Source organism: Pseudorhodoferax soli, assembly GCF_003337555.1.
Lineage (GTDB): Bacteria > Pseudomonadota > Gammaproteobacteria > Burkholderiales > Burkholderiaceae_C > Pseudorhodoferax > Pseudorhodoferax soli.
The window spans coordinates 261,519-273,843 of sequence record NZ_QPJK01000009.1; the positions used below are offsets into that span (position 1 = coordinate 261,519).

Sequence of the window (12,325 nt, forward strand, 5' to 3'; positions counted from 1 at the left end):
CACAATCTGCGGCATGCACCGGATGCCGCGTTCCTGGAAGTGGTGGCTGGCCTGGGCCCTGCTCAGCCTGGCCGGCGGGCTGCTGCTCGCCCGGCAGGCCTTGCAGCGCGAAGAGGCCGCGTTCGAGACCGATGCGCGCATCGCCCACCGGCTGCTGAGCCAGCGGGTGGTGGCGCACGATGCGGTGCTGGCCATGCTCACGCTGCTGCAACCTGGCGATGCGGCGCTCGCGCGGCTGCCTTCGGTGTATTCGCAGATCCTCACGATCCGGCGCAGCGACGCGCCGGCGCCCTGGCCGGATGCCGCACTGCGCGAGGCCGAGGCGCGCTCGCGCACGGCGCGCCAGCCGGTCCTGGCCGACCTGGATGCGGCGCAAGGCCGCTACCGGCTCGTGCAGGCGGCCCTGCCGGCGTCCTATGCCCTGCAGATCGACGTGGCCAGCATGGTGCCCTGGGACGAATGGCCGATGGCGCGCGACAGCAGCCCCGTGGCCGTGGCACTGGTGCTGGGCGACCAGCGCCTGCCGGTGCAAGCCGGGCATGCTGTCGCGCATGGCTGGTCCTACGCCTTCAGCAAGCCGCTGGCCGCGCCCAGCCAGCCCTTCGCGCTGGTGGCCACGCGCACCGTGGGCTGGTCCGAACTGCCCTGGGGCCGCATGCTGGCGCTCTCGACGGCGGTGGCCGCGGCGCTGGCCGCGGCACGCTGGCTGCGCCAGCAATCGGCTGCGCGGCGCCGCGCCGAGGCGCTGCTGCGCCTGGGCCAGGTCGGCCGCCTCAACGCGATGGGCGAGCTTGCAGCCGGCATGGCGCACGAGCTGAACCAGCCGCTCACGGCGCTGCTGGCCAACACCCAGGCCGCGCGCCGGCTGGTGGCCGAGGACCCGCCCGAGATCGACACCGCCCGCGCGGCGATGGACCAGGCCGTCGCGCAGGCGCGGCGTGCGACCGAGGTGGTGGGCCGGCTGCGGCGCGCGGTCGAGCGGCCCGAGCTCGGCGCGGCCTTGCAGGCGGTCGACCTGCCGGCCGCCGTGCGCCGTGCGCTGGACCTGCTGGAGCCCGAACTGCAACGCCGCGCCGTGGTGCTGCAACTGGACGGCGCGGCCGCTGGCCTGCAGGTGCGCGCCGACCCGGTGGCGCTGGAGCAGATCGTCCACAACCTGCTGCTCAATGCCCTGCAGGCGCTGGAGCAGGTGCCGCAGGGCGAGCGGCGGCTTGCGCTGCTGCTTTCGCGCGAGCAGGCCGAGGGCGTGCTGGCCGTGCAGGACAGTGGGCCGGGCCTGGCACCCGAGCTGCTGCCCCATGTGTTCGAGCCCTTCTTCAGCACGCGCCAGGGCGGGCTGGGCCTGGGCCTTTCCTTGTGCGAAAGCCTGGCCCAGGGCATGGGCGGCAGCCTCAGCGCGGCCAACGCGCGGCTGCGCGGCGGCGTGTTCCGGCTGCGCCTGCCACTGGCCAACGGAGCGTCTCCATGACCAGCACGCCGCTGGTGCACCTGATCGACGACGACGCGGCCGTGCGCGAGGCCTTGTCGCTGCTGATCGCCACCATCGGCCTGCGCGTGCAGGCCTGGGCCGACCCCGAGGATTTCCTCGCGCACTTCGAACGCGCAGCCATCGGCGCCATCGTGCTGGACATGCGCATGCCGGGCACCAGCGGCCTGGCGGTGTTGCAGCGCCTGGTTGCCGAGGGCGTGGACCAGCCCGTCATCATGCTGACCGGCCACGGCACGGTGGAACTGTGCCGGCGCGCGTTCAAGTCCGGCGCGGCCGAGTTCCTCGAGAAGCCCGTCGACGAGGACCTGCTGATCGAGGCCTTGCAGAACGCCGTGCGCCAGCATGTGCGCTCGCGCGAGCGCGTGCAGGCCGACCGCGCGGCGCGCGAGCGCTACGGCCAGCTGTCGCCGCGCGAGCGCGAGGTGCTGGGCCTGATCGTCGAAGGGCTCACGAACAAGGAGATCGGCCGCGCGCTCGCCCTGTCGCCGCGCACGGTGGAGACGCACCGCGCGCACCTGTTCGACAAGCTCGAGGCCGAGTCGCTGGCGCAGCTGATCCGGCGCTATGCGGCGCTGGTGGACGGCGAGGCGGCTGCGTAGTTCTACGGAGGTGCGCGCGTAGCCGTCCGCATGGCGGCGCGGCGGCGCCGTTCCTACAGTGGCGGCTCCTTCTTCGGAGACCCTTCCCCATGAGAATTCTTGTCGCCGCCAGCCTGCTGGCCCTCGCCTCGCAGGCCAGCTTCGCCCAGGCCGTGCGCACCGAACGCAACATCTCGCTGGACCTGGCCAACCAGGTCGCCGCCGCGGCTGTGGCCGCCTGCGCCGCCAATGGCTACGCCGTGGCCGCCACGGTGGTCGACCACGCCGGCGGCGTGCGTGCCGTGCAGCGTGCCGACAACGCCGGCCCGCACACGCTGGCCTCCAGCGAGCGCAAGGCCTGGACCTCGGCTTCGGCCAAGAGCCCGACCCAGGCCATGATGGAAGGCGCGCAGAAGAACCCGGGCGCGGCCAACCTGGTGCACCTGCCCGGCTTCCTGCTGCTGGGCGGTGGCGTGCCGATCAAGGTCGGCAACGAGACCGTCGGCGCGGTCGGCGTCGGTGGCGCCCCGGGCGGGCACCTGGACGAGCAATGCGCCGTGGCCGCCATCGCCAAGGTGCAGGACCTGCTCAAGTGAAGACCGCCTGGCTGGCCGCCTGCGCGCTGGCCTGGGCGACCGGCGCCCTGGCGCAGACCGCACCGGCTGCGGCCGAGGCGGCGCGCTACACGGGCGTGCTGGCGGCCGCCCAGCGCGGCGACCTGGCTGCGCTGGACAGGCTGGCGCCGGTCGATCTGCGAGTGCGCGACGGCCAGGGCCGCACGGCCTTGCACGTCGCCACCTTCGCACGCCAGCACGCGGCGATCCGACGCCTGGCTGACGCCGGGGCCGAGCTCGGCGCGCTGGAGAACGACCGCTACGACGCCGTCACCATCGCCGCCGTGGCCGACGACGAGGAGACGCTGCGCCTGCTGCTGTCATTGGGCGCCAGCGCCAGGCGCATCACGAGCCGCTACGACGGCACGGCATTGATCGCGGCCGCCCACCTGGGCCATGCCGGCGTGGTGCGCCAGCTCATCGCGGCGGGCGCGCCGCTCGACCACGTCAACAACCTGCACTGGACGGCCGCGATCGAGGCCGTGGTGCTCGGCGATGGTGGGCCGCGCCACCAGGACACGCTGGCCGCCTTGATCGCGGCCGGTGCAAACCTGCAGCTGGCCGACCGCCAAGGCCTCACGCCGCTCGCGCTGGCCCGGGCGCGCGGCCACGCGGCCATGGCGGCGATGCTGGAGCGCGCCGGCGCGCGTTGAGCACGGTCCAGTGCCGTCAGGGCACGGCCCTGCGCAGCAGGGCGCCGAGCCCGCCGTCGTGGCGGAATCCCAGCGCCTCGGCCTGCGGTGCATGCAGCACGGGAAAGCGGCCGAAGTGCTGCTCGGTCAGTGCGTGCGGGTGGTAGTCGATGCGGCAGGAGGCCTCGCCGCGCCGCTGCGCGATGGCCTGGACGACTTCGCCGACCGTGGCCGTCAACGCCGGCAGCTGGACCACGCGCTGCGGCGCCAGCTGCGCCTGCGGGATGGCCGCGGCATGCAGCAGGTTGTCGATGCAGCACGGCAGGCTCATCCACCAGGCACGCGCGCCGGGGCCGACGGGGCAGGCATACGCCTCGCCCGCGCACAGCCGGTGCAGCAGATCGCTCATGAAGGCCGAGCCGTGGCCGGTCGGTGACGGCGGCCGGGCCACGATGCCGGGCAGGCGCAGGGACAGGCCGTCGATCCCGCCGCGCCGGCTGAGGTCGGCGAGCAGGATCCCGGCCATGCGTTTGTGCGCGCCATAGCTCAGCAGGGGCCGCGCGGGCTGGTCCTCGTGCATGGCCTCCTCGAAGGGCAGCGCGCCGTACACGGCGATCGAGCTGGCGAACACGACGCGCGCCGGCGGACCGGGCAGCGCCGCCAGCGCTTGCCACAGCGCGGCGGTGGCCAGCAGGTTCACGGCCAGGCCACCCGTCGGGCTGGGTTTCCGCCCGGCTTCCTGGCAGGCTGGCGAGATGGAAGACGCCGTCCGGCGGCTGCGCCAGCGCGTGCTGCAGCGTGGCGGGGGCCGCGAAGTCGCCGGACACCGCGCGCACGCGGGGGTCCCGCAGCCATGGCAGCGCGTTCTCGTCGAGCCGCTGGTCCACGGCGACCAGCTGTTCGAGCTGCGCCTGTTGCAGCAGGCGCTGCACGAGGCCCTGGCCGACGAAGCCGCCGGCCCCCGTGACCAGCACGCGCTTCATGCTTGGCTGCGGCTGGCTGGCGCCGCGCCGGCCTGCACGACACGCTGGTCGATCACGCCGAACGGTGCCTGGTCGCCGTCCACCGTGCGTGCGCGCATCCGCACCCGGTCGCCAAAGCGCATGAAGCCGGTGCGCGCCGCGCCGTCGTCCAGCATCTCGATCACGCGGCGTTCCGCGATGCAGGTGGAGCCGACTGCGCGGCTCGCGTTGGAGACGGTGCCGGACCCGATCAGGGTGCCCGCCGACAGGCGCCGCGTGCGTGCCGCGTGCGCGACCAGCTCGCCGAAGTGGAAGTGCATCTCCGCGCCGTGCGGATGCCCGAACGCTTCGCCGTTCCAGTGGACCTCGAGTGCGAGGTGCACGCGGCCGTCCCGCCAGTCGGGGCCCAGCTCGTCGGGCGTCACAGCCACCGGCGCGAAGCTGGTGGAAGGCTTGGCCTGCAGGAAGCCGAAGCCGGATTGCATCTCGCGCGGCCCCAGCGCGCGCAGGCTCCAGTCGTTGAGCTGCACCAGCAGCCGCACCGCGCCCAGTGCGTCGGCCGGGCTCGCCCCCATGGGCACCGCGCCCACGATGACGCCGAACTCGCCTTCGAAGTCGATGCCCAGGGATTCGTCCGGCAGGGGCACATCCTCGCAAGGCCCCAGAAAGTCGTCCGCCGCGCCCTGGTACATCACCGGCACCGTGTCGAACTGCGGGATCGGCGCCGTGCCGAAGGCGCGCTCCATCAGGCGGCCATGGTTCAGGAAGGCCGAGCCGTCGCACCACTGGAAGCAGCGCGGCAGCGGCGCCATGCAGTCGGCGGGCACGAAGGGGATGGCCCCCGGCGCCTGGCCCGCGTTCAGCTGGCTGGACAGCGCAGCGAGCCGGGGCGCGGCTAGCGGCCAGTCGGCCAGTGCCTGCAGCAGGTTGGGTGCGACGGTGTCGGCCGGCAAGGCCTGTTGCAGGTCGCGCGAGACGACGACCAGGCGGCCGTCGGGCGTGCCGTTGCGCAAGGTGGCAAGTTTCATGGGAGATGGAAGGTTGGTGCAGCCTCAGCTGCCGTCCGAGACAAGGGTGCCGCCGTCGACGACGATGTTTTGTCCGGTGATGAATGCGCCGGCCGCGCTGGCCAGCATGGCCACCACGCCTGCCACCTCGTGCGGCTCCCCGACACGGCGCAGCGGCGTTGCGGCCAGCCGGCGCTGCAGGAAGGCGGCATCCTCCAGCAGCGGTGCCGCCAGCGGCGTGCGCACCAACCCTGGCGAGACGGCGTTCACGCGCACGCCGCGCGGACCCCACTCGACGGCGAGGTTGCGCGCCAGCTGCGCCAGGGCCGCCTTGCTGAGCCCGTACAGGCCGATGCGGCCGTTGCCACGCAGGCCGGCGATGCTGGCCATCAGCACCACGCTGCCGCCGCCGCCATCGACCATGGCCGGCAGCAGCCGGTCGGCGAAGCGGGCGGCGCCGCGCAGGTTGACGTCGAACACGCGTTGCCAGTCGTCGTCGCTGGCCTGGGCCAGCGGCGCCGCCGGGCCCTGCATGCCGGCATTGCAGACCAGCACGTCGATGCGCCCTTGCCAGCGCAGCGCAGCCTCGGCGGTCTGGGCGACGCTGGCGCCGATGCCGACATCGCAGGCCAGCGCCAGGGCCTGCGCGCCGGCGGACTGCAGCGTGCACGCCGCCTGCGCGCAGGCCTGTGCGTCGCGGTCGACCAGCACCACGGCGGCACCTTGCTGCGCAAGCAGCTCGGCGATGGCCCAGCCGATGCCGCTGGCGGCCCCCGTGACCAGCGCGACCCGGCCTGGCAGGCCGAAGAGTTCAGTCGAGCGTGACATGCGCTTCGCGGATCACCTGGCCCCAGCGCGCCGTCTCGCTGCGGATGAGTTCGGCAAACTCCGCCTGCGAACTCGGCGCAACCGTCAGTCCCAGATCGCCATAGCGCTGCGCCACCTCGGGCGATTGCACGGCCTGCACGACGGCCGCGTGCAGGCGGTCGACCACGGGCTGCGGCGTGCCGCGGCGCACGACGACGCCGGTCCAGCCCGGCGCGTCCAGATCGGGCATGCCCAGCTCGGTCAGCGTCGGCACATCGGGCAGCTGCGCCAGCCGGCGGCGCGTGCCGACCAGGGCCAGCGCCTTGAGCTTGCGCTCGCGCACCATGGGCATGCTGTTGGCCACGACGTCCAGCATCATGTCGATCTGCCCGCCGATCAGGTCCTGCACGGCGGGCGCGGCGCCCTTGTAGGCCACATGGGTGAGGTTGCCCTTGGTCTGGCGCTTGAGCATCTCGCCCCAGATGTGCGGCTGGCTGCCGATGCCGTAGGAGCCGTAGTTGAGGCCGCGCGGCGTGGCGGCCGCGCGCAGCAGGTCGGCCCAGCTGCCGATGGGGCTGTTGACGGGCACCACCAGGAGCAGCGGCGCATTGAGCAGGCGCGTCAGCGGCGCGAAGTCCTTCAGCGTGTCGTAGTTGAGCTTGGGATAGAGGCCTGCGTTCATGGCAAACGGGCCCAGGTCGCCGTAAAGCAGGGTGTGGCCATCGGCCGGCTGCTGCTTCACATAGGCCGCACCGATCTGGCCGCCCGCGCCGGGTTTGTTCTCCACGATCACCGGCTGGCCCAGGCCCTCGCCGAGCTTTTGTGCCAGCAGGCGCGAGAGCGCATCACCGAAGCCGCCGGCCGGGTAGGGGACGACCCAGCTCAACGGGCGTGCGGGAAAGGCAGCGGCGGGCTGTGCCCGGGCCGCGGATGCGAGCGTGAGCGCTGCCGTCGCGGTCAGCAGGGAACGTCGTGAATGCATGGGTCTCCACCATCTGGTTGCACCGCGCTGTGGCCGCGGCGGTGCGAGTATCTGCAGCGGCAGGTGCGGCCGCGATCGGGATCTTGCGAACCCTGTCGGATTCCTGCGCTCAGGCGCAGCGCCGCAGGCTGGAGGGCGTGCAGCCCCAGTGGCGGCGGAAGACCTGGGCGAAATGGGCGGCCGAGGCATAGCCGGTTTCCTGCGCGATCTCCAGCACCGATTGGCGGCCGGTCAGCAGCAGCTGGCGCGCGTGCTGCATGCGGCGCGCGGTGACGAACTGGTGGGGCGATTGGCCGCAGCTGGCCTTGAAGCAGCGCGCGAAGTGGAAGGGGCTCAGCCCCAGCGCGGCGGCCAGCGTCTCCAGCGGCCAGGGCGCGTCCAGGCGCGATTCGACCAGGTCGGTCACCTGGCGCAGCTGGCGTGCGCTCAGGGGCGCCACCGGGCGGCGGCCGGCATCGGCATGGCTGTAGTGCTCGAGCAGGTGCACGGCCAGGCCCATGGCCATGGCGTCGCCGAAGCCCGCCTGCAGCGAGGTGTTGCTGTCCAGCGATGTGCGCAGTACCTCGGAGAGCGAGCGCAGCAGCGGGTCGGCCGTGCCGAAGCTGCTGTGCAGGCGCCGTGCTGCGGCACCCGTGTCGCCGCCCGCGCGCTCCAGCCACTGCGGCGACAAATCGATGTGCAGGTTGTCGCGCGGCAGTTCGCTGCGCCAGAAGGTCGGCGTGCCTGCGGGCACCAGCACGGCCTGCCCCGTGTGCCAGACGGTGTCGGCCGCTGCCGCGCCGTGCTGCTGCAACAGGCGTGTCGGTGGGCCGCGCCGGATGACGATGCAGTGCTGGCCCGTGGGCGGCACGTACAGGTCCTGCACCGGGCTGGCCTGCTCCCAGACCACGAGCCCGTGCCAGGGGCGGCCCTGGCTGGAGCGCCGCACGGCCCCGGGCACGGCCTGCGCGGCCTGGTCCACGTAGGCCTGCTCCAGTGCACGCCAGCGTTGCGGGTCGATCGCGGCGTCCAGCACGGCAGGCCTGGGTGAACGCGGTGGCGGGCGCTCAGCCCAGCGTCACGCGGGCGAACTTGCGCTTGCCCACCTGCACGACGTAGGTGCCGGCGGCCAGCTTGAGGCCCTTGTCGCTGACCACGCTGGAATCCACGCGCACGCCGCCGCCGTCGATCAGGCGGTTGCCTTCGCCCGAGGACGCGGCCAGGCCGGCGGCCTTGAGCAGCGCCCCGATGCCCATGGGCGCACCGTCTTCGGCCAGCGCCAGCTGCACCTCGGGGATCTCGTCGGGCACGCCGCCCTTGCTGCGGTTGGCGAAGTCCTGCTCGGCCGCATCGGCCGCCTGGGTGCTGTGGAAGCGCGCCGTGATCTCCCTGGCCAGGGCGACCTTGGCGTCCTTGGGGTTGCGGCCGCCCTCGACCTCGGCCTTGAGCGCGGCGATCTCGGCCTCGCTCTTGAAGGACAGCAGCGTGTACCAGCGCCACATCAGCACGTCGCTGATCGACAGCACCTTGGCGAACATGGTGTTGGGCTCTTCGGAGATTCCGATGTAGTTGTTCTTGCTCTTGGACATCTTCTCCACGCCGTCCAGCCCTTCGAGCAACGGCATGGTCAGGATGCACTGCGGCTCCTGGCCGTATTCGGCCTGCAGGTGGCGGCCCATCAGCAGGTTGAACTTCTGGTCGGTGCCGCCGAGCTCCAGGTCGCTCTTGAGCGCCACCGAGTCGTAGCCCTGCATCAGCGGGTAGAGGAACTCGTGCACGCTGATGGGCGTGCCGGCGTGGAAGCGGTCGTGGAAGTCGTTGCGCTCCATCATGCGCGCCACCGTGTACTTGGCTGCCAGCTGGATCAGGCCGCGCGTGCCCAGCGGGTCGCTCCACTCGCTGTTGTAGCGGATCTCGGTCCGGGCCGGGTCCAGCACCAGGCTGGCCTGCTTGTAGTAGGTCTGGGCGTTGGCCTCGATCTGTTCGCGCGTGAGCGGGGGGCGCGTGCTGTTGCGGCCCGAGGGGTCGCCGATCGTGGTCGTGAAGTCGCCGATCAGGAAGATCACGGTGTGGCCCAGATCTTGCAGTTGGCGCATCTTGTTCAGCACCACGGTGTGGCCGATGTGGATGTCCGGCGCGGTCGGGTCCAGTCCCAGCTTGATGCGCAGCGGCTCGCCGCTGGCCTCCGACTTCTGCAGCTTTTTGACCCAATCAGCCTGAGGGATGAGCTCATCGCAACCGCGCAGCGTCACCGCAAGGGCCTCTCGTACACGATCGCTCAACGTTTGCATGCTCTCGTTACTTTTGTCTACAGACGTGTCCATTAGGGTTATCCATTTGTTGCGGGCCGGTGACGTCGATATACTGCGCCCGGTTTTTCGGTGCAATTTTAGGTTGCGCTGTAAGACGAAAACCCGATCTCTTGCAATCCGCCGCGGCGGGTTCGCTTCCGTTTCTTCCTTCGTTCAGGGGACAAGCTTTTGAAAAACGGGCTGGCCACCGTTCTCGACTCCGTTGTGCCTTTGTTGCAGCGCCACCCGAAACGCCTTTCTGCCTTGCTGGCTGCCGTGCTGTTGTGCGGCGGTGGCGGCGCCTTTGCCGTGGCCTCGCTGGGCCCGGACGTGGCCGACATGCCTGTGCGCCAGCTCACGCAGAGCGTCACGCCGCTCGCGCTGGACACGCAGATCGAGGCGCTGGACCTGCACCGCTTCAACCTCTACCGCACCGAGACGACGCGCTCCAGCGACACCGCGCGCTCGCTGCTGGACCGCCTGGGCATCGCCGACACGGCCGCCGCAGCCTACCTGAGCCGTGACGCCCGCGTGCGCCAGACCCTGCTGGGCCGCGCCGGGCGGCTGGTGACTGCCGAAGCCGCCGACGACCACAGCCTGCAGCGCCTGAGCATGCGCTGGATCGCCAGTGCGGACGCCACCGAGTTCCAGCGCCTGGTGGTCGAGCGCACGCCGCAGGGCTTCAGCTCGCGCATCGAACGTGCCCCGCTCACGGCCGGCAGCCAGCTGGCCAGCGGCGTGATCACCTCCTCGCTGTTCGCCGCGACCGACGATGCCGGCCTGCCGGAATCGGTGGCCTCGCAGATCGCCGAGATGTTCTCGGGCGACATCGACTTCCGCAGCGCGCTGCGCAAGGGCGACCGCTTCTCCGTGGTCTACGAGACGCTGGAGGCCGATGGCGAGGTGCTGCGCGCCGGCCGCGTGCTGAGCGCCGAGTTCGCCAACAACGGCAAGGTCTACCAGTCCATGTGGTTCCAGGAGCCCGGCCAGAAGGGCGGCTACTACGGCCTGGACGGCCAGAGCCTGCGCCGCGCCTTCCTGGCCTCGCCGATGGAGTTCTCGCGCGTGACCAGCGGCTTCGCCAACCGCTTCCATCCGATCCTGCAGAAGTGGCGTGCCCACCTGGGCGTGGACTATGCGGCGCCGATCGGCACCTCGGTGCGCACCGTGGGCGATGGCGTGGTCGAGTTCGCCGGGGTGCAGAACGGCTTCGGCAACGTCATTTATGTCAAGCACCGCAACGACATGGTGACGGTCTACGCCCACCTGTCGCGCATCCTCGTCAAGCAGGGCGAGCGCGTGGAGCAGGGCGCACAGATCGGCGCGGTCGGCATGACGGGCTGGACCACCGGGCCGCACCTGCACTTCGAGTTCCGCGTGAACGGCGAGCACCAGGACCCCATGGTCATGGCGAAGCAGGCGCAAGCCGGCACCGTGTCGGCCGCGGCCAAGGCCGCGTTCGAACGCCAGGCTTCCGTGATGCGCCAGCAGCTGTCGTCGGCCGGCGCGGTGCAACAGGCCAGCGCGCAGTAAGCGGCGGGCCGATCCGATGGCCGAGCGCTTCATCGGCCTGATGTCCGGCACCTCGCTGGACGGCGTGGACGGCGTGCTGGCCGAAGACGCCGGCCCCGGCCTGCGCGTGCTGGCCCATGTGGCCGCCCCGTTCGATGCCGCGCTGCGCGCCGAACTGCTGGCCCTGAACACCCCCGGCGACAACGAACTGCACCGCGCAGCGCTGGCGGCCAACGCGGTGGCCCTGGCCTATGCCCAGGTCGTGCAGCAGCTGCTGCAGCAGGCCAACTGGGCGCCGGCCCAGGTGCATGCCATCGGTGCCCATGGCCAGACGGTGCGCCACCGGCCCCAGGCCTTCGATGGCGTCGGCTACACGCTGCAACTGCTCAACCCCTCGCTGCTGGCAGAGCGCTGCGGCATCGCCGTGGTGGCCGACCTGCGCAGCCGCGACCTCGCCGCGGGCGGCCAGGGCGCGCCGCTGGTGCCGGCCTTCCACCAGGCGCAGTTCGGGCAGCCGGATGCGGCGCTGGCGGTGCTGAACCTGGGCGGCATCTCCAACCTGAGCGTGCTGCCGCCATCGGGCCAGGACGCGGCCGTGCTCGGCTTCGACTGCGGCCCCGGCAATGCACTGCTCGACCTCTGGTGCCAGCGCCACCGCGGCCAGGCCTACGACGCCGACGGTGCCTGGGCCGCGAGCGGCCAGGTGCATGCCGGCCTGCTCGCCGCGCTGCGGGCGGAACCCTTCTTCGCCCTGCCGCCGCCCAAGAGCACGGGGCGCGACCTGTTCCATGCGGACTGGCTCGCAACGCGGCTGGCACCGTTCCCGGGCCTGGCGCCGGCCGACGTGCAGGCCACGCTGGCCGCGCTGACGGCGGGCACCTGCGTGGATGCCGTGCGCGCCCATGCGCCCCGTGCCACGCGGCTGGCGGTCTGCGGCGGTGGCGCCTTCAACGGCGACCTCATGCGCCGGCTGCAGGCGGGCCTGCCGGGGCTGCAGGTGGTGTCATCCCAGGCCCTGGGCCTGCCGCCGCAGCAGGTCGAGGCCGCAGCGTTCGCCTGGCTGGCCAGCCGCACGCTGCGCGGCCAGACCGGCAGCCTGGCCAGCGTGACCGGGGCGCGCGGTGCGCGTGTGCTGGGGGCGGTCTACCCCGCCTGATCCGCCACCGCGGCGGCGGTGTTTCCCCTGCCCGCACAAAGGCTTTCGTGTAACGGGAGAAAGTCCGCCGGTTTGGACCCGTCATGCGCCGATGTCATCATGGGGCCATCTTTCCGGCGTCCGGCCGGCTTCCTTGTTCAAGAAAGATTCGGGATCGATGTCTTTGCTGGTGTTGGTGCTTGGCCTGTCGGGAATCGCGACCGCGGTGCTGGTCTGGTATGTGCGCTGGCGCCGGGAGCGGCGCGCCGAGGAGGCGCGCCTGTGGCAGCAGCACCGTGAGTGGCAATCGACGCGCCAGCAGCACGAGCAGCCCTGA

The 12,325-nt window shown here is 72.0% G+C and carries 13 protein-coding genes and 1 pseudogene; 7 read left to right on the plus strand and 7 right to left on the minus strand.

Translation table 11 applies throughout. The annotated features are described in order from the left end of the window. Nucleotides 1-13: 13 nt before the first annotated feature. The 4 genes from DES41_RS28640 (at nucleotide 14) to DES41_RS28655 (ending at nucleotide 3,334) form a co-directional block, all read left to right on the plus strand. Nucleotides 14-1,468, plus strand: a complete 1,455-nt coding sequence (locus DES41_RS28640; RefSeq protein WP_114471019.1) for a sensor histidine kinase — start codon at nucleotides 14-16, stop codon at nucleotides 1,466-1,468. Beyond that, nucleotides 1,465-2,088: a response regulator transcription factor gene (locus tag DES41_RS28645; RefSeq protein WP_114471020.1), complete on the plus strand. Its 624-nt coding sequence runs from the start codon at nucleotides 1,465-1,467 to the stop codon at nucleotides 2,086-2,088. Before DES41_RS28640 ends, DES41_RS28645 begins: the two co-directional genes overlap by 4 nt. An 89-nt stretch (nucleotides 2,089-2,177) precedes the next feature. After that, complete coding sequence (locus DES41_RS28650; RefSeq protein ID WP_114471021.1) at nucleotides 2,178-2,663, plus strand: GlcG/HbpS family heme-binding protein; 486 nt, start codon at nucleotides 2,178-2,180, stop codon at nucleotides 2,661-2,663. Beyond that, nucleotides 2,618-3,334, plus strand: coding sequence for an ankyrin repeat domain-containing protein (locus tag DES41_RS28655; protein WP_170168312.1), 717 nt, complete (start codon nucleotides 2,618-2,620; stop codon nucleotides 3,332-3,334). The genes DES41_RS28650 and DES41_RS28655 overlap by 46 nt, the downstream gene beginning before the upstream one ends. A 16-nt stretch (nucleotides 3,335-3,350) precedes the next feature. Here DES41_RS28655 and DES41_RS28660 read toward each other — a convergent pair whose 3' ends face one another. The 7 genes and pseudogenes from DES41_RS28660 to tyrS form a co-directional block, all read right to left on the minus strand. Continuing rightward, on the minus strand, nucleotides 3,351-4,013 hold the full coding sequence (locus DES41_RS28660) for an NAD-dependent epimerase/dehydratase family protein (RefSeq protein WP_281277240.1): 663 nt from the start codon (nucleotides 4,011-4,013) through the stop codon (nucleotides 3,351-3,353). A 79-nt stretch (nucleotides 4,014-4,092) separates the two neighbouring features. Beyond that, nucleotides 4,093-4,296, minus strand: a pseudogene (locus tag DES41_RS39645) (NAD-dependent epimerase/dehydratase family protein); the annotation flags it as partial. Next, nucleotides 4,293-5,303 (minus strand): fumarylacetoacetate hydrolase family protein, encoded by a 1,011-nt coding sequence (locus DES41_RS28665; RefSeq protein ID WP_114471023.1) that lies wholly within the window; start codon nucleotides 5,301-5,303, stop codon nucleotides 4,293-4,295. The pseudogene DES41_RS39645 and the gene DES41_RS28665, both read right to left, overlap by 4 nt. Nucleotides 5,304-5,327: 24 nt before the next feature. Next, nucleotides 5,328-6,110 carry an SDR family NAD(P)-dependent oxidoreductase gene (locus DES41_RS28670; protein WP_114471024.1) on the minus strand — a complete coding sequence of 261 codons (783 nt, stop codon included), beginning with the start codon at nucleotides 6,108-6,110 and terminating at the stop codon, nucleotides 5,328-5,330. Further along, on the minus strand, nucleotides 6,094-7,071 hold the full coding sequence (locus DES41_RS28675) for a Bug family tripartite tricarboxylate transporter substrate binding protein (protein ID WP_114471025.1): 978 nt from the start codon (nucleotides 7,069-7,071) through the stop codon (nucleotides 6,094-6,096). The genes DES41_RS28670 and DES41_RS28675 overlap by 17 nt, the downstream gene beginning before the upstream one ends. A gap of 109 nt (nucleotides 7,072-7,180) precedes the next feature. After that, the gene (locus tag DES41_RS28680) at nucleotides 7,181-8,086 is read right to left on the minus strand and encodes a helix-turn-helix domain-containing protein (RefSeq protein ID WP_245965909.1); all 906 of its coding nucleotides are present in this window, start codon (nucleotides 8,084-8,086) and stop codon (nucleotides 7,181-7,183) included. A 31-nt stretch (nucleotides 8,087-8,117) separates the two neighbouring features. Next, nucleotides 8,118-9,341, minus strand: coding sequence for a tyrosine--tRNA ligase (gene tyrS, locus DES41_RS28685; protein ID WP_245965910.1), 1,224 nt, complete (start codon nucleotides 9,339-9,341; stop codon nucleotides 8,118-8,120). A 189-nt stretch (nucleotides 9,342-9,530) separates the two neighbouring features. Between tyrS and DES41_RS28690 the strand changes: the two genes are divergently transcribed. From DES41_RS28690 to DES41_RS39350, 3 genes are all read left to right on the plus strand, one after another. Then, on the plus strand, nucleotides 9,531-10,874 hold the full coding sequence (locus DES41_RS28690) for a M23 family metallopeptidase (RefSeq protein ID WP_114471027.1): 1,344 nt from the start codon (nucleotides 9,531-9,533) through the stop codon (nucleotides 10,872-10,874). A gap of 16 nt (nucleotides 10,875-10,890) precedes the next feature. Continuing rightward, entirely contained in the window at nucleotides 10,891-12,009 is a 1,119-nt protein-coding gene (locus DES41_RS28695) for an anhydro-N-acetylmuramic acid kinase (RefSeq protein WP_114471028.1), read from the plus strand. 133 nt (nucleotides 12,010-12,142) lie between these two features. Continuing rightward, on the plus strand, nucleotides 12,143-12,325 hold the full coding sequence (locus DES41_RS39350) for a hypothetical protein (protein WP_245965911.1): 183 nt from the start codon (nucleotides 12,143-12,145) through the stop codon (nucleotides 12,323-12,325).